Consider the following 22,680-nt stretch of genomic DNA (forward strand, 5'->3'; position numbering starts at 1 on the left):
ACACATATGCCATTCGAGACAGGGACCACCGCGCCCAGAAAAGTTGCGGTTGTCGGGGCAGGCATATCGGGAATGGGGGCGGCACATGCATTGGCGCCGAACCATCATGTCGTCCTGTTCGAGGCCGAAAAGCGTTTGGGCGGCCATGCCCGCACGCGGATGGCAGGCCCGAACCGCGACCAATGTGTTGATACGGGTTTCATCGTTTTCAACTATGCGAACTACCCTAGTTTGACAGCATTGTTTGACGAGCTGAAAGTGCCGGTCACCAAAAGCAACATGAGCTTTGGCGCGTCTTTTGGTGGTGGCCGGATGGAATATGCCCTGACCAGCCTTGATGCGCTGTTTGCACAGCGCCGAAACGCTGCGAACCCGAAATTCCTGCGCATGGTCCGCGACATCTTCAAATTCAATGCCAAAGGTCTTGCGGCAAGCGCAGATGAAAGTCTGACGATCCGCGAATTGCTGGCCAAGCTGAACCTCTCGGATTACTTCCGCGACCATTACCTGCTGCCCTTCTCTGGTGCGATCTGGTCGACGCCCAAGGAAAAGATCCTCGATTTTCCCGCCTACGCATTGATGAAGTTCTTTGACAATCACGCCCTGCTGGGCGCGACAGGTCAACATCAATGGTACACTGTCGATGGTGGATCTCAGGAATATGTGACGCGGCTTGGCGCAGATATGTTCAAGCGCGGTGTTGATATGCGACTGGGATCGGCCATCAACGCCGTCCGCCGCACCCCGGCGGGTGTTGAAGTCAAGGCAGAGAGCGGTGAGTGGGAAAAGTTCGACGAAGTGGTGTTTGCCACCCATTCCGATGTGACGCTGCGCCTGTTGTCCGATGCCACGGCTGCGGAAAAGGCGATGCTGGGTGCTGTCCGGTATCAGCCCAACAAGATTGTCCTGCATTCAGATACCGCGATCATGCCCAAGCGCCGGCAGGTCTGGTCATCGTGGATTTACACCGAAGACAGCAATCATATGGGCGGTGAAATCGACTTGACCTACTGGATGAACTCTTTGCAGCCATGGCTGAAAGCTGATGACATGATGGTGACGCTCAACAGCAACCGCTCCATCCGCGAAGACCTGATCTGGGATGAAGTCACACTTGACCACCCTGTTTATGATCTGGCGGCCCTTGCCGCGCAAAAGACGGCGGCATCTATGAACGGGTCAAACCGCACGTGGTTCTGCGGCGCATGGATGAAGAACGGCTTTCACGAAGATGGCCTGTCCAGCGCATTGGACGTGGTCCACGCCCTGAACGCGAACGAACGTGTGGAGATAGCGGCAGAGTGACCGCAACCGTCGATCATATCGCGGGCGAAACCTATCACGGGCGACGCGGGGCCACGAAAAATGCCTTTCGCTATTCCATAGACTATGTGCTGCTGGATGCAGAAGCCGACCTTGCGACACCTTCCCTTTTTTCCCGCAACCGCGCTGGCCTGATGTCGCTACATGACACCGACCATGGCGGCCCCCCCAAACAGGGGCGCGGGGCTGGCTGGGTGCGTGATGTCCTGCAAGCCCACGGCATTGACGCGCCTGACCGGATCGCATTGCTCGCCCAGCCTCGCGTGCTGGGTCATGTGTTCAATCCGGTTTCATTCTGGCTATGTTTTGATGCAGATGACATCCTGCGCAGCGTCATCGCTGAAGTCACGAACACCTTTGGCGACCGCCATTCCTATCTTTGCCATCACGAAGACGGGCGCGAAATCACCAAAGATGAAACCCTGTCGGCCAAAAAGCTGATGCACGTGTCGCCCTTTCAGCCGATAGAGGGCGGTTACAGCTTTCGCTTTGATATCCAGCCTGACAGCATCGGCATTTGGATTGATTATACACGCGGTAATGGCGGGCTGATCGCCACTCTGACTGGGCCACGCGCCAAAATCAGCAACAGGTCAATCCTGTGGGCCGCATTGCGCCGTCCCTTCGGGTCGCGCCGTGTACTGGCACTGATCCACTGGCAGGCACTCAAACTCTGGTTCAAAGGGGCCACCTTCCGGTCGCAGCCGCCCCCGCCCACCGAAGAGGTCAGCAGATGAAAGCCCTGTCAGAGCGGCTGCCTGCCTACACCGGGTTCGCAGCCGTCTTGTCGGGTGCTGGTCTGCCGATTTATATCTATGCCCCGAAATATTATGCCGACACTTACGGCGTTAGCCTGACAGCGCTTGGTGGGCTCTTGTTTGCTCTGCGGCTGTTCGACGTGGTGCAAGACCCGTTTCTGGGCTGGATCAGCGAACGGCTGACCAAAGGCAAGCGGTTGATCATCACGCTGACGGCGGTGGTCCTCGCCCTGTCGATGATCGGACTTTTCGCCATAGCCCCGCCGATTTCGCCAATCTGGTGGTTCGGTCTTACGGTGACTGGCCTTTTCAGCGCCTTCAGCTTCCTGACGATCAATTTCTACGCCCAAGGGGTCAGCAAGGCCGGTGACAGCCCGACAGGCCATGTGCGGCTGGCTGCGTGGCGCGAAAGCGGAGCGCTGATGGGGGTATGCATCGCTGCGGTCATACCTACCGCCCTGATCGGGGTCGTGGCTGACCCCTATGCCACCTTTGCATATGGGTTTGCAGCGACAGCAATGGTTGCAGCGCTGTTCATGTGGCCGGAATGGAAAGACCGGGTGCAGCAAGAGCCATCGCAGCTGGGCGAAATTGTCGCAGATGCAACAGCACGCAAACTGCTGATCCTGGCGCTGGTCAATGCGACCCCGCTGGCCGTTTCAAGCACGCTTTTCCTGTTCTACGTCGAAAGCAGATTGGGCGCAGTTGGCTGGGAAGGCCCTCTTTTATTGCTGTTTTTCCTTGCCGCGGCAGTGTCGTCCCCGGTGTGGTCCGCACTTGCGCGGCGGTTCGGGGAAAAGCCGGTGCTGTTGGTTGCGATGGTGCTGGCCGTCGCGTCATTTGCATACACCCTGACTTTATCGACAGGCGATGTGATCCCTTTTGCAATCGTGTGCGTATTAAGTGGTGCAACGATCGGGGCAGACCTAACGCTCTTGCCTGCGATGTTTGCAAAACGGATGTCCGTGATCTCACCCAATGGGGGGCAGGGGTTCGGGCTTTGGAATTTGGTGAACAAGTTCACTTTGGCGTTCGCTGCGGTGCTGCTGTTGCCGCTTTTGGAACGGGCCGGATTTGAAGCCGGCGCAAATGATCTGCCTGAAGGGGCCTTGTACATGCTGACGGTGCTTTACGCACTTGTGCCGTCGCTTTTGAAACTTGTGGCAATCGGCTTGCTGGTCGCCACGAAACTTGAGGAATAAACGATGTCGTTTATCACCTATATACTGATTGGGGCAATCTTGACGGCGATCGCGTTCATGGCAAAGGAACGTTATTTGTCGTTCTGGGCACAGAAATCTGACGATTACGCAGACGGGCCTATCTTTGACATTCGCGAACGGTTTCAGGGGCCCATCGTCTGCGAAGGCGTGATCTATGGCCCCACAGGCCGCGTTGCATCGCGCTTTGTTGCGGATTTCCATGCCACTTGGAATGGTAACGTGGGCACAATGGTTGAAAAGTTCCATTACGACAGCGGCCTTGTCCAGGATCGCTGCTGGACCCTGACCCTTGGCAATGATGGCTCGATCAAAGCCGAAGCCCCTGATGTTGTGGGCACCGGGCAGGGGAAACAGGAAGGCAACGCGGTTTTGTTGAACTATCAGATTAAATTGACGGACGAAGCCGGCGGCCATGTTCTCAACGCGACCGATTGGATGTATCTGATGTCCAACGGGTCGATCATGAATCGCAGCCAGTTCCGCAAGTTTGGGATCAAGGTCGCTGAAATGGTCGCCACCATGCGACCCAAAGGCGACGCATACGCAGGAGAATAACGTGAGAGAGTGGCAGGGAAAACGGTACTGGCTTGTTGGCGCGAGCGAAGGGTTGGGACGCGAGGTTGCGTTTTGTCTGTCGCGCGCCGGGGCCGAAGTCATCGTGTCTGCCAGATCCGAAGACCGTCTCAAGGAACTGGTCGCGGAGCTGCCCGGCAAGGCATCATATGTCACAGTCGATGTCATGGACCGTGCCGCTGTTGAAGCCGCCGCTGCCGAAATTGGCGAACTTGACGGTGTTGTCTATCTGGCGGGCGTTTATTGGCCAATGAAAGCCAGTGAATGGGACAATGAAAAATCGGACATGATGGGCGAAATCAACTTCCTTGGTGCGTCGCGTGTCGTGGGATCGGTGATCAACGACATGGTCGCGCGTGGTTCTGGCCATATAGTGCTAACCGGGTCGCTGTCCGGCTTCCGCGGCCTTCCGGGGGCAATTGGATATTCAGCGTCCAAGGCGGGGCTGATGGCCTTGGCGGAATCCATGCAGGCCGATTTGCGCACCTCCCCGATTGAGGTTCAGCTGATCAACCCCGGCTTCATCGAAACGCGGTTGACGGCAAAGAACGATTTTCATATGCCGTTCATCATGTCTGCCGAAGATGCCGCCCGCGAAGTGTTCGAACATATGAACACCGACCATTTCAAGAAGAGCTTTCCGACCGTGTTTTCTTGGGTCTTCCGATTGTCGCAATTCATGCCCGACTGGATGTATTACCGACTGTTTGGCGCGAAATAAGCAGGCACCTTGCGCCAAATCAAAGCGTGCAATCCCCCGCAGGTGCATTCTGCTGTCAGGAGGACGCGCACATGCTACCCATTTCGACCGATAAAGTTGCCGAAGTCATTATTCTGGCGCGCGAGCTTGATCGCGCGGAGCGGGAATTCGACGGCTTTGTTGATCGCCTCAACGAGGATGAACAAACCGCCCTTGTCGCGATCTTCTGGATCGGGCGCGGCAGTTTCGACGCTGACGATCTCGAAGAGGCTATTCAGACTGCAAGGCAAGAGCGCAGCACCCCGACCAAGGACTACCTGAAAGGCTCGCCGCATCTGGCCGACCATCTGATATCGGGGTTGGAGGCATTGGGCATTGATGCGAGTGATGCAGAGGATGCGTTGCTTGGGCATAGGTAGCGCTGTGTCATGACATCTGCGGTGGCGCAGGGCGTTTCGTGAAACGCTTTAAGTGCCGCCCTCCCAATCCAGCGTCGGTCCGATCGGGATGATCCCCAGTGGATTGCGTTTCTCGCTCGCGCTGAAATAGCCCTGTTTATAGATGTCAAATCGCACCGTATCTGCCACGCCTGGCATCGCATAGATCGCTTTGGCATAGGGCCAGAGATGCGCATAGTCGGCGATCTTGCGCAGGTTGCATCTGAACGCATAGTGATAGGCCACGTCAAAGCGGGCGAGTGTAGGAAACAAGCGCAGGTCGGCTTCGGTAAACTGGTCGCCGCACAGGAATTGACTGGTCGCCAGATGCGCGTCAATTTCGTCAAGCGTGGCAAAGACCTCGCGCGCGGCATTCTCGTATGCCTCTTGCGTCGTGGCAAATCCGGCCCGGTAGACCCCGTTATTGACGGTCCGGTAAATCAGGTCATTCCAGCGGTCGATGTCGTCGCGCAGCGCCGCCGGATACAATGCATCCTGTCCGAACAACGCGCCCAGCATCCGCACGATATCAGCGGATTCATTGCTCACCATGCGTCCGGCGACCTTGTCCCACAAGACCGGCACAGTCAGACGTCCGGTGTATCCCATCGGATCGGCACTATAGACATTGTGGATGGCTTGCGCGCCTAGTATCGGGTCAGAAAACGCACCGTCGGCATCAAACACCCACCCTTGGTCCGTCCGGTTGGGGCGGGCATAGGACACAGTGAGATCGTCCAACCCCAGCAGGGCACGGGTCAGCAAAGCCCGGTGCGCCCAAGGGCAATTCCACGCCACGAACAAATGATAGCGGCCCACCTCTACGGGGAAATCACTCTCGCCAATCCAATTGCGAACAGTGCTGCGACTGCGCTCAAACTCTCCTGACGGAAGTGTGGCGGTCGGGTCATCCCCAAGATGATAAATTCCGTCGACCATATACCCCATCAGCCGACTGCCCTGTCAAACTGGGTCCTTGCGCGGCCCCACACACCTGCCTCCAACCTGTCGAGCGTCAGCAGATGCGGCAAAAGCTGGTCGGCGAAATCTGCGCTGCTTTCGGCAGGCAACATGGAAGGCAGGTTATCGATGGCCGTGACATCCAGGGCCGGTTGGTCATGGACCCGCAGCGCAGGCGCATCCCATGTGGTTGTGCGATCATAAACCTTGATCGGGGAAAAGTCGCTGTCGGGGTCGCAGGCGATATCGCCAATCACCGTCAGGCGTCGGTCAGCGACCTTGGCGCTGGCGGGTACAAATATCGGGGTGCCGGGCCGGGCCAGAATACAGTTGAGAAAAATCTCGTGTTGCAGAATTTCGGGGAACGGGCCCCCGCTCGCGGTTTCGGCCATATCCCATTTGGTTGTCGCAACACCCATGGTTTGACACAAATCCGCCCCACCCGTGCCGACGCGTCCCAGCGCGCCAATGATAAGGGCGGTGGGCCGCTGGGTGCCAAGCTGTGTCAGGCGGGTTTGCAGGTCGGCCAGCATCTGTGTCGCACTGCGATAAGCGGTGACCGGCCCTGCGACGCTGCCCCTTTGTTGGGCAATCCAGCACATAAGCGCAACGGCGGCCCCGGCATAACCCGCCCAATAGCCAAAGGCCGCGACACGGCGACCTTCGTCATCCACCAGATATTCCAGATCATAAAGCGTGCCACCGCCCGCCTTGAAACGATCAAGCAGAACCTGCCCTGCGGGTTGCCCTTTGTAGGCATGCCCAAACATGATGTGGCGATGGCGTAAGGGCGTGCCATCATCGGGTAGCTCTTTCAGCCCAAAGATAATTGCGTCATCCGGTGCATGGGGCCACGCGAATTCTTCGGCGATGGCGCAGCCTGCGTCCACATAGCCGTCTATCGGCAAGATGCGCTGCTTGCTTTGCTCGACGGTCACCCGAAACCCGGCCCTGATCAGTTTCGCCGCCCCCTGCGGGGTCAGCCCGACCCGTTCCTCGTTGGCGCGCCCTTCTGATCTAACCCAAAGATGCACCATCAGATCATACCCTTGGCGTGGACCGCCTGCACCGAAGCGCGCGCTGCCATTCTGGATTGAAATGCCGCAAGGTTGGGAAAGTCGGCGATTTCAACGCCGTCACCCTTCAGCCATGACAGCACAACATATAGGTAGGGGTCAGACGCGACCTGCCCCGCACCGGCATCAAACGGCAGATCGGGTAGACAGGTCTCAAGATAGGCGGCGGCGGCACCCATGGTTTCGGGAACCTTCTGCTTCATGTCCGCAAAGGATGCCTGCTGATCCGCCCAGCGTTCACCGCGCAGGCCGTGGGCATGATAGGGATGCATCGTGCCATTGAGATAGCACATCAACTCCCGCATTTTGGCCGCGGCAAACGGATCGGCTGGTACCAGCGACGGTGCCACATATTCCAGCAGTGCGGCGGTTTCCGTCAGGACGCCATCGGGCGTTTCCAGCGTAGGCACGCGGCCTTTGGGGTTGAGGGCGCGGTAGTCCGGCTTGGTCTGCGCCCCTGCCTTGAAGTCGACAAGTACGGCCTCGTATGGGGTTCCCACTTCCTCAAGCGTGATGGCAACAGCGATTGAAATCGTGCGGGGGGCATAATGCAGCCTGAGCATGGCGGTTCCTTAATAATGTGTGATGGCGTGGGCGCGGTCAGGGTGATCCAGATGCGGGACAGCATTGTAGCTGGCCAATATAGGGCCCTGCGGAATGACCCGCACCCGATGAAGCGACGTATTCATGATTGGCAGCAGAATATGGGCCATGCGCGTCGGGTCGAGGTCAAGCAGATGGCGGATGATCATGCCGATCACGCCACCGGACGTCACACAAAGTACACGCACGCCCGGTTCCGCAGCGGCCTGCAAGACACCGGTGACGCGGTCCTCAAATGATGCGAATGTCTCGACCCCCATAATTTCGGCGCGATGCCATGCCTCCATCACCTGCGGGACGTGGGCTGCAAATTCATCAGGGCCGGGAAAGGGGACGCCATGCACATCTTCCAAAGACTGGCCCAGATTGAAGTAGTCCATCTCGTTGAGGCGCGGATCAACGTCCGGGGTGGCATAGCCAATGCCCGCTGCTGTTTCCATGTGCCGACGCAGACTGCCGCAAATGACCCTGTCGAACGGCGCTTCGCGGTCAGATAGGTAGTCGCCCAGCCACTTGGCCTGAGTATGCCCCAGATCGGATAGTTTGTCATAACTTGCCTCGTCCTTGGCCTGACTATTGGCCTGCCCGTGTCGTACCAGAATAATTTCGCCCATATCGGCCCTCCTGAATGCACAGGGTTACGGTGAGGATTCTCTCTTGGCAACGGCTGAGATGTACCATTGGCCCGCGATGCGGCCCTGAAATTCAGCGAATTTTCTGTCATTTCCGTGAACTGGCTGAAATATCTGACAATCACGGAAAAAAGTGCGGCTGTCATATGTGATCGCCTGACATATTGCGGTGCGGTTTTGCCCATCAAATGGGTGAAACGACGCACAGAGGTCTTTCGATTTGTGTGTGAAATCGCACATGAAGCACCGAAAAGTCCGGTCAGCCGCATGTCAAGCACCAAAGCGCATCACATCTATCACCATTTTCGTGATCGCCCAGCCCCTACACAGCGACGGGATTTGCGACAATATCCAACTCATCGAACGGCGGCAGACAGGAAAGTCGCCATGGAAATCATCGCTCTAAGTGAGCACAAAAAAAGGAAAATATCATGTCCATCAAGACACTCGTACTCGCCGCAGCCGCAGCAACCGTCACAGCATCAGCCGCCGCCGCAGAAACATATTTCGAAGTTGGTCCGAACCTTGAAGCCGGAGATATTCTGGAGCTGGGCCTGATTACGGCCGAAGGCAACGGTGTGGTCGAGATTTATGACTACCGCACCGGCACACAAGGCGCGCTGCTGGGCACCAAGACGCTGAATGCAGGTGCAAACCCGAACGTGCGCGTCAAAACCGGCCTGCCAGCAACAAGCAACGTGTTGGCCGTCGTCAAGGTTGATGGTCAGGAAGCGGCAAAAAAGTCTTTCTACATTTACTGATGTGATGGGTCCGGCCAGCCGGACCTGTTCACCGTCAAGCCCCAGCCCGATGTCGTGGCTGGGGCTTTTTTGTTCAATGTTTCTTAAAATTAGCGGCCACGGTGACTTGTTTACCGATTCCGCGCGTGGGATTGTGCCGCCCAAGAGCAGAACAATAAACAGGTCCCTTTACAGATGCGCGCTGCCACGCTTCTTTCAGATGTTTTTGGGTTCGATGATTTTCGTCCCGGCCAGCAAGACATTGTAGAGGCTGTGGCCAGTGGTCAGAACACCTTGGCCATTATGCCCACCGGCGGGGGCAAATCCTTGTGTTTTCAACTGCCAGCGATTGTGCGCGAGGGTGTCACTGTCGTGATTTCGCCCCTTATCGCCCTGATGCGCGATCAGGTACGCGGCCTCCGCGAAGCGGGCGTCGAGGCAGGTGCGCTGACCTCTGGGAATACCGAGGAAGAAACAGACGCGGTGTGGGCCGCACTCGAAGCAGGCACACTGAAACTGCTCTATATGGCGCCCGAACGGCTTGCCAATGGCGGCACGGTGCAGATGCTGCACCGCGCCAACGTCAGCCTGATCGCCGTGGACGAGGCGCACTGTGTTAGCCAATGGGGCCATGACTTCCGCCCTGATTATCTGCGCATCGGTGAATTGCGGCAGATGCTGGATGTGCCGCTGGCGGCCTTTACGGCCACCGCCGACGCGGAAACCCAAGCCGAGATTGTGCAAAAGCTGTTCGATGGTCAGCAACCTGCGACGTTCCTGCGCGGCTTTGACCGGCCCAACATCCATCTGGCCTTTGCCGTGAAAGACGGACCGCGCAACCAAATCCTGAATTTTGCTGCCGCTCGCAAGGGCCAGTCCGGTATCGTCTATTGCGGCACCCGCGCCAAAACCGAAACGCTGGCCCGCGCACTTGGCGATGCGGGCCACCTTGCCTGCCATTACCACGGCGGGATGGAGGCAGATGACCGCCGCATTGTTGAACGCCGTTTCCAGCAAGAGGACGGGTTGATCGTCTGCGCTACCGTCGCCTTTGGCATGGGCATCGACAAGCCCGATATCCGCTGGGTCGCCCACGCTGACCTGCCCAAATCGATTGAGGCCTATTATCAGGAAATCGGTCGCGCGGGCCGTGACGGTGCGCCAGCCGAAACGCTTACCTTGTTTGGTCCCGATGATATTCGCTACCGCCGCCAGCAGATTGACGAAGGGCTCGCCCCGCCTGAACGCCGCGCGGCAGATCATGGGCGGTTGAATGCGTTGCTTGGTCTGGCAGAGGCATTGCGCTGCCGCCGCCAGAACCTGCTGGAATATTTCGGTGAAAGCCCGGAACCCTGCGGCAACTGTGATCTGTGCGACAAACCTGCCGAAGTTTTCGACGGCACGACGCCGGTGCGCATGGCCCTGTCGGCTGCGTTGCGCACAGACGAATGGTTTGGCGCGGGCCATCTGATCGACATTCTACTTGGCAATATGACCGACAAGATCCAGCAGCGCGGCCATGACAGCCTGCCTACTTTTGGCGTCGGCAAGGATTACGACAAGCGCCAGTGGCAGGCGATTTTCAGGCAAATGATGGGGCATGATCTGCTGCGCCCCGACCGCGAGCGACACGGCGCGTTGCGCATGACTGACCACGCGCGCCCCATCCTGCGCGGGGAGGCTACAATTGAATTGCGCAAGGACACGATCAAATCCGCCAAAGGGTCCGGCCCCAAAGTCCGTATGCTGGTCAGCGACGAAGATGCGCCGCTGCTGTCCGCTCTCAAGGCCAAGCGGCGTTATCTGGCAGAACAGGCCAATGCGCCAGCCTACATCATCTTTAACGACCGCACCCTGATCGAAATGGCCGAAAAGCGACCCATGACACTGGACCAGATGGCGGGCATCAGTGGTGTGGGCGCCAAGAAGCTTGAAAGCTACGGGCTTGCCTTTCTAGAGGTCATCGCGGGCGCGGTTGAAGAGATTCACCCGCGCCGCCGCAAACTGGCCGGGCGCAATGAAGGGGCGGTCTATGATCGGCTGCTGGAAGTACAGGCCACCCTGTCACGCGGCCCGCATGGCGCGGATAAACCGATGAGCTGCTCTGCTTCGCTGATCGCGAAAGTGGCGCAATTGCGCAGTACCGACATGGATCAGCTGACCCGTGTCATGGGCGACAAGTACGCCGAACGCTTTGGCGCGGCCTTTCTGGAAGTGCTTGAGGGCGAATAAAGCCTTGCGGATACAATCAAAAGATTGATCTGGCGCCATTTCCTTGGCATCATTTCATTCAGGTTGCGCGTACTGGGGGGAGCGCCAGCCGCGCGCATGCCCTAGCCGCTGCAAAACCAAGGCGAAGCCCCCTGAATTTGGTCCCAAATGGACCCAAAACCAATACTCCCCAGGCAAGGGGAGGCAGAATTTTATTTTTTTGGGAGGACTATTATGAATTTAAGACCAGACCCCACTTTCCACGCATCGGCCAAACTGGCGATGCAAGCCCCGGTCGAGACTTACGGCTTTACCGTGATGCTTAGTCCCGATGGGTCGCAATCAGACGGTATCGCCGTGATTGATCTGGACCCGTCGTCCAAGACATACGGCGAGATCGTCCATCAGGTGATTGTCCCCTACAAGGGTGATGAGTTCCACCATTTCGGCTGGAACGCCTGTTCATCGTCATTGTCGCCACTGACGGGCCATGCCTTTCTGGAACGCCGCTATCTGATCGTGCCCGGCATCCGGTCCAGCCGGATTTATGTGATCGACGTCAAGGATCCGCTGAAAGCCAAAATCCACAAAACTATCGAACCCGAAGAGATTTTCGCAAAGACCGGCTATTCACGCCCGCATACGATCCACTGTGGTCCAGAGGGTATCTATGTGTCCACTCTTGGTGGGGGCGGTCCGGACGGGACGGATGGTCCTCCGGGGATTTTCATCATGGATTGCGAAACCTTCGACATCATCGGCCAGTACGAGATGGACCGCGGCGAACAGGACAAGCATTATGATTTCTGGTGGAACCTGCCGCAGGATTACATGGTCAGTTCCGAATGGGGTCTGCCCCCGCAGTTCGAAAACGGGATTGTAGCCGAGGACCTGCTGTCGAACAAATACGGGCACAAGATCCATTTCTGGGACCTGCGCGCACGCAAGAATGTCCAAACCATTGATCTGGGCGAAAATCACCAGATGGCGCTGGAAATCAGGCCTGCGCATGACCCGACAAAATCCTACGGCTTTTGCGGCGTCGTGGTCGACACCACAAACCTGCAAGGGGCGATCTTCACGTGGTGGCGCGGTGATGATGGCAAATGGCAGGCCAAAAAGACGATCACAATTGACCCTGTCCCTGCCGATGCAGACGACCTGCCTGAGTTGCTCAAGGGTTTTGGCGCAGTGCCACCGCTGGTCACGGATATCGACCTGAGCCTTGATGACAAGTATCTTTATGTGGCCTGCTGGGGTTTGGGCGAGATGCATCAATATGATGTATCGGACCCGATGAATCCGGTCCTTGCGGGCAAAGTCGAACTGGGCGGGATCGTGGCCCATCACAAGCACCCCAATGGCAAGGATTTTGCTTACGGGCCGCAGATGGTCGAGGTCAGCCGCGACGGAAAGCGGGTCTACTGGACCAACTCGCTTTATTCCACGTGGGATGACCAGTTTTACCCCAATGACAAGGGCGGCCAGATGGTCATGGCCCGCAATGAGGGCGGCAATTTTGCGCTGGATCAGGATTTCTACGTCGATTTCCCTGAAGGCTACCGCGCGCATCAGATCCGGCTGGAAGGGGGAGACTGTTCCACCGACAGTTTCTGTTATCCAAACGTCTAGATGATTGCTGACGTCAGCACGATGGCGGCCCTTTGGTGGGCCGTCATTTTGTCTGGGCTCTACCACGGCGTGAACCCGGGTATGGGCTGGCCACTTGCCGTGTCCGCCGCCCTCATGGAAGGCAAGCCGCGCGCCCTGCCCAAGGCGCTGGGGTTGTTGGCGCTGGGGCATTTCCTTGCGATGCTTGCGATCCTGCTGCCGTTTTCCATGATGCTGATCCTTGTCGCCTGGCAGGTTGAAATCCGGGTTGCGGCGGGTCTCTTGGTCATCGCCATGGGGATCTATCTGGTGATTAACCGAAGACACCCCAGAATTCTGGCCCGCGTGCATCCGGCGCGACTGGCACTTTGGTCGTTCCTTGCCGCCAATGCGCATGGGGCAGGGCTGATGTTGGTGCCCTTGTTTCTTGGGCTATGCGCTGTTGATGCCGACGCAGGCCATCAGGCTGCGGGCGATTTGATGCGCGGCAATATCCCCACCGCGTTTTTGGTGGCCAGCGTTCATACGGCAGCCATGACAGCCGCAGGCGGAGTGATCGCCGTCATCATCTATTTCTGGCTGGGGCTGCGGTTTCTGTCAAAGACATGGTTCAACCTTGATCTGGTCTGGGCGTTAAGCCTGATCATCGTGGGCGCCTTCGGGATCTATTCCGCACTCCAGCATAGTAGCTGAAGAAGGGTGCACAGGAGCCAAGCTCTGCTGCGAAAGCTTGGGTAACTAGATTTTTCGGGACAGACCAAGGCCCTCGACCAAGCGCGCTTTTTCGACGGATCGGTTAAGCGCATCAATAAGATCAATCCGGCTGATGGGCTTCGTAAGAAAGCTGTCTACCATGTCATATCCCGCAGGGCTCTGCTGCGCCTCACTTGCATACCCCGAGATGCAGACCACACGCATTCTTGGGTATCTTTCCGTCATTTTTGCAGCCAATGACAGACCCTGCAACTTCCCCGGCATGACCATATCTGTGAGCAAGACATCGATATGGTCGGCATCGTTGCCAAATTGCGCGAATGCCCGATCTGCATCGCCGCAAAAATAGGTCTCGAAACCAGCGGCGGTCAGCATTTTGCGCAGCATGCTCAGGATTCCGGGCTCATCCTCAACTACTAGAATGGCGCCATAACCCGCAACTTTCGTGACTTTCTTGGGATTGGCCACGCCCTTGTTGCGACCTGCAACCAGCGCGTTTGACGGCAAAAGCAGCCTGATTCTGGTCCCTTCGCCAAGCTGACTTTCAATCAGCAATGTACCAGCGGATTGCTGTGCGAACCCATGCACCATCGCAAGTCCAAGTCCTGTCCCCAGATCCGGCCCCTTTGTGGAAAAGAATGGTTCGATCACCTTGCTGATGTTGCCAGAGGGAATGCCCGTGCCCGTATCGGTGACTGAAATCGCGACATAATCACCCAGTCCCATACCTTCGGCGTAGGCCTCTGGGTCGGCCTGGGTCAAATGAATATTCTGGGTCTCGATCATCAGCTTGCCGCCCGTGTCCATGGCGTCGCGGGCATTAATACACAGGTTCAGCAGCGAATTCTCAAGAAAACTCCGGTCTGCATGGCACTCCCAAAGACCGTGCTGCAAAATGGTTTTAATGGAAATGGACTCGGGCATGATCCTTGAAATCATGGCACCCAACTGTGCGACGACGTCATTTGCATCCAGATCTTCGGGCTCTAGCGGTGACTTGCGGGCAAAGCTGAGAAGCCTGCGGGTCAGTTCACCGCCTCTGGTGCAGGCTCTGATGATTGCATCAAAGCTTTCGATCTCATCAGGGGGCAGGCCCGTGTCCTTGATCAGTTCAGCATTACCCAGCACGATAGCAAGCAGGTTATTGAAGTCATGCGCGATACCCCCCGCAATGCGCCCGATGGTGTCCATCTTTTGGACTTGCCCAAGGATTTCCTGCTGTCTGACAAGCTCGCAGCGCAACTCCTCTTCGCTGGTGATGTCAACAATTACACAATCCCAAGAAATCGAACCATCCGCGAGGGTCTTTGGTATTCCGCGACCATCAAGATGTTTGACCTTGCCTGACGGGGTGACGATCCTCCACCGATAGGTCCAGAACTGCATCTTTTCGGCAGACGCCAAAACCGATTCCTGCATCCCGGCAAGATCATCTTGATGGACCAGGTCCCATATTCTGGTTGGAATGTCCTCGATCTCTGCGGGGCTCAGCTCCCAGATGTCGCGGCAACCAGAGCTCATATATCTGATGGCATCAGTACCGGTCGGGCCGACAAGATATTGGAAAATGGCACCGGGGACATTGTCGGTCAGTGACCGGAATGTCTGTTCGTTTTCAACCTGCCGGGTGATCGCAGCCACGTTGTCACTCATACCTGTCATGGTGCCAATCATTTCCACCGCCGTGCCGTCGGCATCGCGAAGCGCCGTGCCTTGGCTTAACATCGAAATATAGTGGCCGTCCGCGTGCCTCATGCGAATCCGAAATCTGTATGGATTTCCTGTATTCAGATGCAATTCAACAAGGCGTTCGTTTTCTATGGCGTCGTCGGGGTGTGCAAGCTGTGCAAATGCCTTGAATGACCCGAGGATCTCCGAACGCTCTATGCCCAGAATTTCAAGCAGATCGTCACTCCATTGGACCCGATCACTCGCCAGCTCCCAGCGCCACATGGCCACATGCTGACCAAGTAGTTCAACTGACTTCCGAGACCCGCCCCAATTAATCTCGTTTGCCATTGATCTATCCACTGAAATGTTCGATCAGATCAATCCGACCTGCGTAACCTTAAAGTGCATTAGGTGATTCAATGCAACCCGAGGGCGTTTTGACATTTCTGGGTAACCAAGTCAGATATTGCCGGTTACGTCGTCTTTGCCAGCCTTGCGGCGGCCATGATGTCACTGAGAACTGACAAGGGTGTTGTCATCTAGATTTGACCCGCCCCTTATTTGTGTCTCAGTGGTCATGTCGTGGTCGATGATGGCTTCCCCTTTCTTGTTTTCTTTGCGGCTTCTGAACTGGCTTTGAAGCGATAGCCGTCATTGCCGGTTTCAAGGATGTGACGGCGGTGTGTGAGACTGTCGAGCAGGGCCGTTGTCATCTTTGCATCGCCGAAGATCTGCGCCCATTCACTAAAGCTGAGGTTGGTTGTGATAACCACGCTGGTGCGCTCGTAGAGCTTACTGAGCCGGTGGAACAGCAACGCACTGCCTGACGGGCTGAACGGCCAGTAGCCGAATTCGTCCATTGCCTGCAGACGATTGCGCTGCAATCTGCCGAGAGGGAAGAATGACCAAGTCGACTTTGGTCAGCATCTCAGCCATTTGCCCGGCCTTTCGGCAGCAGTGATTTCCTGTTCCCTACTGCTTCCATGGAATGATCGTTCAATTCTGTTCACTTAAGAATTTAATATATAATGATAATTTGGCGATCCCGGAAGGACTCGAACCCTCAACCTGCTGATTAGAAGTCAGCTGCTCTATCCAGTTGAGCTACGGGACCGCTTGTGCGGGGGTATCGCCTGCGATGTGTGTCTTTGGCAAGCCCCTACTTCTTTGCAACGGCCTTCTCGATCGCGTCGAGCCGGGCAATGATTTCGGACCGGTATTCGTCAGTGGCTGCATTGCTTTCTTCTGCGTGAGCATCCTGCATGGAGTTCACGATCAAGCCGACCAAAAGGTTCACGACTGCGAATGTTGTCACCATGATGAAGGGGACAAAGAAAAGCCACGCGTAAGTGTAGGTATCCATCACCGGGCGGACGATACCCATCGACCAGCTTTCGAGTGTCATGATCTGAAACAGCGTATAGCCGGACCGACCCAGCGTGCCGAACCAATCGGGGAAGGCGGCGCCAAACAGCTTTGTTGCCATGACTGCGCCGATATAGAAAATGATCGCCATAAGCACAAAGACCGACAACATCCCCGGCAGGGCTGTCACGAACCCTTCGACAACGCGGCGCAGGCTGGGTGCGACAGACACCAGTCGCAATACCCGCAGAATACGTAGCGCCCGCAAGACCGAAAATGCACCCGACGCGGGGACAAGCGCTATGCCCACGATGGCCAGATCAAAGATATTCCAGCCACTACGGAAAAACCGCAGCCCGTAGGCGAAGAGTTTGACCACAAGCTCTGCCACGAAAAACGCAAGGCATGCATTGTCCAGCAACAGGATCAGCGGGCCGAATTTGTCCATGATCGCGTCTGATGTCTCAAGCCCCAGCAGGATAGCGTTAAAGATGATGACTCCAATGATCACAGCGGCAACTGTAGAGCTTTCCAGAAAGGCGGCGGTGCGCGTGCGCAAGGTCATGGTGTTCTTTCAAAAGGGCGGGCGTGGGGTCGCCTGACGATCAATGTTCTAGTATAAAATAGTGCTTGCTAACACTTAATCATGCCGACGCTGAGAGTGAAGTCTAGGAACGCACGGAACATCAGTCGCGTTTCTCGAACCTTGAGAAAATCTGCCTTTATTCGAAACTGCGTCGCTGCTTTTTGACCTTATCTTTTTGCCGTGCCAGTTCGACAAGACCCTTCGCGGCTTCGTTTCTGCTGAACGCCAACTTCATTCTCGCGATACAGGACTCCTTTTGTGCGAGTGTCTGTGCAAGTTCCATATTGACGGAAGCGCGTCTCTGATCAACCCACTGCTGCCAACGAATGCCTGCACCAGCGATGAGCGCGGAGTCATCGGGTTGCCTCAGGGTCGCTTCTTGCCGTTTGCTTGCGGCCAGTTGCCTCAGGGTATCGCGAAGAGTTGCCTCGCGCTCCTTCAGCTTTGCCATTTCCATCTGAATGACCTCATATTTCAACGAAGAGAGGCTTTTCACGCCTTCTAATTTCTGCGTTCGGTTCATCTTTCACGCGCTCTTTTCCGAATACTCTCTGCAAACCGTATGGCTGCTGCAACAGCACGGTAGTGCTCGGGTTTAATCTCCGCACCTATTTGCACGCCGCTATGCAGCGCGCGCGCAGTTGGTGGGTCTGAATGCACCGGGATTGCATGTTCATGGGCCAATTCGCGTATTTTTGCTGCGATTTCGTCGACACCTTTGGCCACGCAGACAGGGGCCGTACCGGTTGATCTTTCCCATTTGAGAGCCACAGCATAGTGAGTCGGGTTAACGATGATAACGTCCGTATGCGGTACATCGGCTAGCATCTTGTTCATCGCAATCTGCTGGCCCTTTTGGCGCCGCTGTTGTTTCATAATCGGATCGCCTTCGGATTGCTTCAGTTCCTCCATCATCTCTTTTCGGCTCATCCTGTTTTTCCGCGCATGCTCTGCGCGTTGCCACAGAAAATCGATTCCGCCGAGGACAGCGGCGACGATAAGGACAATCCCTACCAGTTGAATAAGCATCCACCCCAGTTCAGCGAGTATCATTGCGGGCGAAAGCGCCACGCTGCCAAATATCTTGTCGCTTTGCGAAACAAGAAAGGCGCCCATGACAATTGAGTAAATCAGCAGCTTGGAGAAGCTCTTGGCAAATTCAAACAACCCTTGTCGCCCAAACTTATTTTTAATACCTTCAAGCGGCGAAATGCGGTTGGGCTTAGGTTTGATTTTGGTGGGTGCTACGACGAAAGCCCGTTGCGCCATGATAGATAAAATGGCACCTGTTGCCGGTGCTGCAAACCAAAGCCAGACACCCGAGAACACCTGCAGAAAAACACCGCCGAACAAGGGTGAAAGTGAACCGGAAAAGGCAACTCTGGACATTTCGTCGGCCCTCAGCAGCAAGACGCTCATGACCGTCGACAACTTGAGAAGCGCAGGTGGACCGAAGGTTGCCATGATTAGCAGGAAACCGGCGTAGGCCGCAGCAGTGGTCAAATCTGCCGATTTTGCGATTTCGCCTTTCTTGCGCGCGTCATCCAGTTTTTTCTGGCTCGCTTCGAACTGCTTGTCATCATCATCATTTTGGTCGCTCATGGCCACGTCCTGAATGGTGCGGCCATGAATTCACTGAATGCAAGCATCCAGGCGCTGAGCATGATGGGCGCCGCGATCAAGAACAATAAGAGACCGCCAGCTGTAATTGCGGGTGCCCCGACGAACGAAACCATCAGTTGTGGCATGGCCCGATTGATGATTCCCAGCGTGACATTGTAGATCAGGGACGCGATCAGAAACGGAGCGGCCAGCCGAAATGCCAGTGAAAATGCGCGTGATACTTCGCCGGTTCCGGCCTGCGACAGAATTTGACCGCTGAGCATGGTGCCAAAAGGCACGAGGTCGTAGCCGTGTATCATGTAAGCTGCGGCCTGAACGTGTAGTCCGGATAATGCAGCAAGCGCCGTTCCGGCAACAACAAGGGTATGGCTGATTGCTGGTTGCGGATCCACGCCCGCAGTGCCGCCGAATATTTGTGCCAATGACGTCGATTGGGCTGCGATCGTCCCCGCTATCTGCAATATGAGGATGAAAAAGCGCAGTAGGACGCCAAAGAAAAGACCTGCAATCACTTCAGCCCCCAACTGGCCAAGTGCCGATAACATGTTGGCCGGCACGCTACCGACTTGTCCGGCAACTGTCGGTGCGACAATCAGCGTGAACATGATTGACAAGGCGAGTCGCACGCGCACTGGCACCGGCTGATCACCAAAGGCTGGTAAAACCGCCATGATCGCACTCAAACGAACAAAAATAGCGAAGCCAAGCCACAGCGTTGCCTGCGCAAATGGCACAAACTGTGCAATTTCTGCCATCATGCCGCGACAAGCCCAACAAGGGCCGGCCGGGCATCGATGCCTATTTCCTCGAACGACAAGACAGGGTTCATGATCCCCTTGGCAGCCATAACCGTGCGCAAGAAACGACGTCTGCGCATCGACGTAACCACAGCAGCGTAGGTTCCCGTCTCTGCCGCTTGTCCAAGTTTGCTGGCAATGCCATCGGCCAACTGGTTAAAGCTGTCTGGCGGAAGCGCGACGTCTCCATTGCTGCGATCACTGCGTATTTCGTAGGTCGAGAAAGTATCTTCCCATTCCGGGGCAAGCTATACGAGGGGTATCGTCCCGTCCGGTCTGCGCAGCTCCGCCACGATCTGAAAACCAAGACGTTGCCGCACATGTTCCGCAATGCCGTCGGCAGTCTTGAAGAGTTGGCGCCCTTCAGCGGTGGCCTCGATGATCAGTGGCATATTCCGGATCGAGACTCTCTCTTCCAGGAGCAGACGCAGGACGGACAGAAGGACATCAATCGGAACCTTGTCAGGCACCAGTTCATCCAACATCTTTCGGTTCGCCTCGGCTCTGGCGACATCGCTGAGGTTAATCATTTCATCCAGCAGCCGTCGCAGTGCCTTATGTGTCAGAAGTCTTGCAAAGTTGCGCTTCACAATCTCCAATAGATGCGTTGCAAGAACTTCGGTCGGTTGAACCGTTGTCAAACCCGCGAGCGAGGCGCTTTCCTGATTGCTTGCATCGATCCACCGCGCGGGGGCGCCATAGACGGGTTCATTGACTGAATCGCCGGGCAAGTCGATCGCGTCGCCATCGTTCAGTAGGGCTAGAACGCGGTCTGCTATCAAGCGATCACGGACTTGTTCGACCCCTTGTACATGTACAACGTAGGTGCCGTTTTGCAGGGCGGCGTTATCCGTCAGCCTTATTTCAGGCAGCAGCATCCCAAACGCACTGGCGACGTGGCTGCGCATATTGGCAATCCGGGCATCCAGCCCTGTCCCTGGATCAAGCACCATCTCCACCAGATCGGGTGCAAATTCGACATGAATGTCGTCCAGGTCCAGTACATCGCCAATTGAGGTTTGTGTTGGTTTTTCCGGCGCTTCGGTTTGCACGACCGCCGCTTTGTCTGCCGCGCGTTGTCTCGCAGCAGACATGGCATACGCGCTGCCCCCCAATGTCACAGCCCCCACAAGAAATGGTACGAACGGCAATCCCGGGACAAGGGCAAAAAGCCCCAGTAGTAAACCGACCGTGGCCAGCGCTGCGGGATGACGGCCCAGTTGGGCAACCAAAGCCAAATCAGTAGCGCCTGTTGCGCCGCCGCGTGCTAGCAAGAGAGCCGATGCAATCGAAATCACAACAGCGGGAATTTGCGACACAAGCCCGTCGCCAACCGTCAAGATCGCGTAGGTTTCAAAGGCTTGACCAATTGGCATGTCGTGGACAGATATTCCAATTATCAGCCCCATGATCAGGTTGAGGGCTGTGATCAGAAGCCCGGCGATGGCGTCGCCCTTGACGAATTTGGAGGCGCCGTCCAGTGAACCGAAGAATGTCGTCTCGGCTTGTTCACGCTCCCTGCGCATTTTGGCTTCGTTGTGATCAATTGCTCCCGCTGACATATCGCTGTCGATTGCGAGCTGTTTGCCTGGCATTGCGTCCAGGGCAAACCGTGCACCGACCTCCGCCATACGGGTCGCGCCCTTGTTTATGACCACAAAGTTAACGATCAGCAGCACACAAAATACAACAAGCCCCAGAAGTACATTCCCACTCATGACGAACATTGCGAAGCCTTCAATGACCTCTCCAGCTGCATCCGTGCCAGTATGCCCCTCGCCGATGATGAGTTTTGTCGATGAAACATTCAGCGATAGCCGCAGCATCAATGACGCAAGCAGGACGGTGGGAAATGCCGAGAAATCAAGCGGTCGATCAATGAAGAGTGTGACCGTGAACATAAGGATGGCCAGCGCAAAGGATGCGGCGAGGCCAATGTCCAGAACCCAAGCGGGCATTGGCAGGATCATCATGACTATGATGCCCATAAGCGCCAGTGCCAGAAGAATGGTCGGTTGAAAAATCTCGCGCAGTGACAAGCCGTTCTGTCCGTCGTCAGGGTTTTTGGGACCAAGAGCGTCCGAACCTAAGAGAGAGTTTGGCTCATCTGTTTGGTTTGATTATGCGGCGTGCTGGCGGTGATGCAAGCGCCGCGCTTCGAGTGTCTTTCGTTTGATCCTTTCCCTTTGTTTTAGAATGGCTTTGTCCCGCCTGAAGTAGACGTCAGCGGGTGTGACGTTGTTGATGCTCTCGTGGTAGCGCTGGTGGTTGTAGTGTTCGACGAAGGCTTCGATCTGAGCTTCAAGGTCACCTGGCAGGAAGTAGTTTTCCAGCAAGATGCGGTTCTTTAGGGTTTGATGCCAGCGTTCGATCTTGCCTTGGGTTTGCGGATGATACGGGGCACCGCGCGAGTGCTTCATACCTTTGTCCCGTAACCATCCCGCCAAGTCGCCTGAGACGTAACTGGACCCGTTGTCGCTCAGCAGCCGAGGCTTGTGGACGACATGCACCTGATCGCAGCCTGATGCCTGCAAGGCCAGGTCCAGCGTGTCTGTCACATCTTCGGTTCTCATGTTCGTGCAGAGCTTCCAAGAGACGATGTAGCGGCTGTAGTCGTCGAGGACCGTACTGAGATAGAACCAGCCCCAGCCCAGAACCTTGATGTAGGTAAAGTCTGTTTGCCAAAGCTGATTGATGGCCGTCGTCTTGTCTTTGAACTCATTGGCTGCCTTGATGACGATGAACGCAGGGCTGGTGATCAGATCGTGCGCCTTCAATACGCGATACACAGTGGATTCCGACACAAAGTAGCGCTCTTGATCCGTGAACGTCACGGCCAGCTCGCGCGGTGACAGTTCCGTTTCCTGCAAGGCGAAGTCGACAACCTTGCGCTTCACCTCGTCAGGAACGCGGTTCCAAACGTGTTTTGGCCTCGGTGATTGATCCTGCAATCCAGCCTCACCACGCTGCAGATATCGATCATACCAGCGATAAAATGTGGTGCGTGGAATGCCGAGCTTGGTCAGCGTCAGACGTGCCGACAGATGGCTTTCTTCGACCAGCCGGATAATCTCAAG

General features: G+C 56.3%; 20 protein-coding genes, 1 tRNA gene and 2 pseudogenes. 10 read left to right on the plus strand and 13 right to left on the minus strand.

Annotated features, from left to right (window positions below; translation table 11 throughout):
- Positions 1-6: 6 nt before the first annotated feature.
- The 6 genes from C8N45_RS08140 (at position 7) to C8N45_RS08165 (ending at position 4,996) form a co-directional block, all read left to right on the plus strand.
- Positions 7-1,305: an NAD(P)/FAD-dependent oxidoreductase gene (locus C8N45_RS08140; protein ID WP_108385782.1), complete on the plus strand. Its 1,299-nt coding sequence runs from the start codon at positions 7-9 to the stop codon at positions 1,303-1,305.
- Complete coding sequence (locus tag C8N45_RS08145) at positions 1,302-2,060, plus strand: DUF1365 domain-containing protein (protein WP_108385707.1); 759 nt, start codon at positions 1,302-1,304, stop codon at positions 2,058-2,060. The genes C8N45_RS08140 and C8N45_RS08145 overlap by 4 nt, the downstream gene beginning before the upstream one ends.
- The gene (locus C8N45_RS08150) at positions 2,057-3,283 is read left to right on the plus strand and encodes an MFS transporter (RefSeq protein ID WP_108385708.1); all 1,227 of its coding nucleotides are present in this window, start codon (positions 2,057-2,059) and stop codon (positions 3,281-3,283) included. The genes C8N45_RS08145 and C8N45_RS08150 overlap by 4 nt, the downstream gene beginning before the upstream one ends.
- A gap of 3 nt (positions 3,284-3,286) precedes the next feature.
- Positions 3,287-3,859: a DUF3833 family protein gene (locus C8N45_RS08155; protein ID WP_108385709.1), complete on the plus strand. Its 573-nt coding sequence runs from the start codon at positions 3,287-3,289 to the stop codon at positions 3,857-3,859.
- A 1-nt stretch (position 3,860) separates the two neighbouring features.
- Positions 3,861-4,598, plus strand: coding sequence for an SDR family NAD(P)-dependent oxidoreductase (locus C8N45_RS08160; protein WP_108385710.1), 738 nt, complete (start codon positions 3,861-3,863; stop codon positions 4,596-4,598).
- A gap of 71 nt (positions 4,599-4,669) precedes the next feature.
- A complete protein-coding gene (locus C8N45_RS08165; protein ID WP_108385711.1) occupies positions 4,670-4,996 on the plus strand; it encodes a DUF3775 domain-containing protein in 327 nt (108 codons plus the stop codon).
- 48 nt (positions 4,997-5,044) lie between these two features.
- Here C8N45_RS08165 and C8N45_RS08170 read toward each other — a convergent pair whose 3' ends face one another.
- From C8N45_RS08170 to C8N45_RS08185, 4 genes are read right to left on the minus strand one after another with little or no spacing between them, the layout of a single operon-like run.
- Positions 5,045-5,962, minus strand: a complete 918-nt coding sequence (locus C8N45_RS08170) for a glutathione S-transferase family protein (RefSeq protein WP_108385712.1) — start codon at positions 5,960-5,962, stop codon at positions 5,045-5,047.
- Entirely contained in the window at positions 5,962-7,011 is a 1,050-nt protein-coding gene (locus C8N45_RS08175; protein WP_168769428.1) for a saccharopine dehydrogenase, read from the minus strand. The genes C8N45_RS08170 and C8N45_RS08175 overlap by 1 nt, the downstream gene beginning before the upstream one ends.
- A complete protein-coding gene (locus C8N45_RS08180) occupies positions 7,011-7,613 on the minus strand; it encodes a glutathione S-transferase family protein (protein WP_108385714.1) in 603 nt (200 codons plus the stop codon). The genes C8N45_RS08175 and C8N45_RS08180 overlap by 1 nt, the downstream gene beginning before the upstream one ends.
- Positions 7,614-7,622: 9 nt before the next feature.
- A complete protein-coding gene (locus tag C8N45_RS08185; RefSeq protein ID WP_108385715.1) occupies positions 7,623-8,267 on the minus strand; it encodes a histidine phosphatase family protein in 645 nt (214 codons plus the stop codon).
- A gap of 449 nt (positions 8,268-8,716) precedes the next feature.
- Here C8N45_RS08185 and C8N45_RS08190 point away from each other — a divergent pair, with 449 nt between their 5' ends.
- The 4 genes from C8N45_RS08190 to C8N45_RS08205 all read left to right on the plus strand — a co-directional run bounded on the left by C8N45_RS08190 (position 8,717) and on the right by C8N45_RS08205 (position 13,540).
- On the plus strand, positions 8,717-9,046 hold the full coding sequence (locus tag C8N45_RS08190; protein ID WP_108385716.1) for a hypothetical protein: 330 nt from the start codon (positions 8,717-8,719) through the stop codon (positions 9,044-9,046).
- 174 nt (positions 9,047-9,220) lie between these two features.
- A complete protein-coding gene (recQ, locus tag C8N45_RS08195; protein WP_108385717.1) occupies positions 9,221-11,257 on the plus strand; it encodes a DNA helicase RecQ in 2,037 nt (678 codons plus the stop codon).
- A 213-nt stretch (positions 11,258-11,470) separates the two neighbouring features.
- Complete coding sequence (locus C8N45_RS08200; RefSeq protein WP_108385718.1) at positions 11,471-12,868, plus strand: selenium-binding protein SBP56-related protein; 1,398 nt, start codon at positions 11,471-11,473, stop codon at positions 12,866-12,868.
- Positions 12,869-13,540, plus strand: a complete 672-nt coding sequence (locus tag C8N45_RS08205; protein ID WP_108385719.1) for a hypothetical protein — start codon at positions 12,869-12,871, stop codon at positions 13,538-13,540.
- Between the two features lie 45 nt (positions 13,541-13,585).
- On the opposite strand, the gene C8N45_RS08210 is transcribed toward C8N45_RS08205, so the two are convergent.
- From C8N45_RS08210 to C8N45_RS08250, 9 genes and pseudogenes are all read right to left on the minus strand, one after another.
- Positions 13,586-15,580 (minus strand): PAS domain-containing protein, encoded by a 1,995-nt coding sequence (locus C8N45_RS08210; RefSeq protein ID WP_108385720.1) that lies wholly within the window; start codon positions 15,578-15,580, stop codon positions 13,586-13,588.
- Positions 15,581-15,807: 227 nt separating this feature from the next.
- Positions 15,808-16,119, minus strand: a pseudogene (locus C8N45_RS08215) (ATP-binding protein); the annotation flags it as partial.
- A 150-nt stretch (positions 16,120-16,269) separates the two neighbouring features.
- A tRNA-Arg gene (locus tag C8N45_RS08220) sits at positions 16,270-16,346 on the minus strand.
- Between the two features lie 45 nt (positions 16,347-16,391).
- On the minus strand, positions 16,392-17,162 hold the full coding sequence (locus C8N45_RS08225) for an ion transporter (RefSeq protein ID WP_108385721.1): 771 nt from the start codon (positions 17,160-17,162) through the stop codon (positions 16,392-16,394).
- Between the two features lie 157 nt (positions 17,163-17,319).
- Positions 17,320-17,706, minus strand: coding sequence for a hypothetical protein (locus C8N45_RS08230; protein ID WP_108385722.1), 387 nt, complete (start codon positions 17,704-17,706; stop codon positions 17,320-17,322).
- On the minus strand, positions 17,703-18,785 hold the full coding sequence (locus C8N45_RS08235; RefSeq protein ID WP_108385723.1) for an EscU/YscU/HrcU family type III secretion system export apparatus switch protein: 1,083 nt from the start codon (positions 18,783-18,785) through the stop codon (positions 17,703-17,705). Before C8N45_RS08235 ends, C8N45_RS08230 begins: the two co-directional genes overlap by 4 nt.
- Entirely contained in the window at positions 18,782-19,564 is a 783-nt protein-coding gene (locus tag C8N45_RS08240; protein WP_181868910.1) for a flagellar biosynthetic protein FliR, read from the minus strand. Before C8N45_RS08240 ends, C8N45_RS08235 begins: the two co-directional genes overlap by 4 nt.
- Positions 19,561-21,591, minus strand: a pseudogene (gene flhA, locus C8N45_RS08245) (flagellar biosynthesis protein FlhA). The gene C8N45_RS08240 and the pseudogene flhA overlap by 4 nt, the downstream one beginning before the upstream one ends.
- A gap of 132 nt (positions 21,592-21,723) precedes the next feature.
- Positions 21,724-22,680: IS3 family transposase (locus tag C8N45_RS08250; RefSeq protein ID WP_108385724.1), on the minus strand; the 957-nt coding region annotated here is incomplete at its 5' end.

The organism is Yoonia sediminilitoris (assembly GCF_003058085.1).
GTDB lineage: Bacteria > Pseudomonadota > Alphaproteobacteria > Rhodobacterales > Rhodobacteraceae > Yoonia > Yoonia sediminilitoris.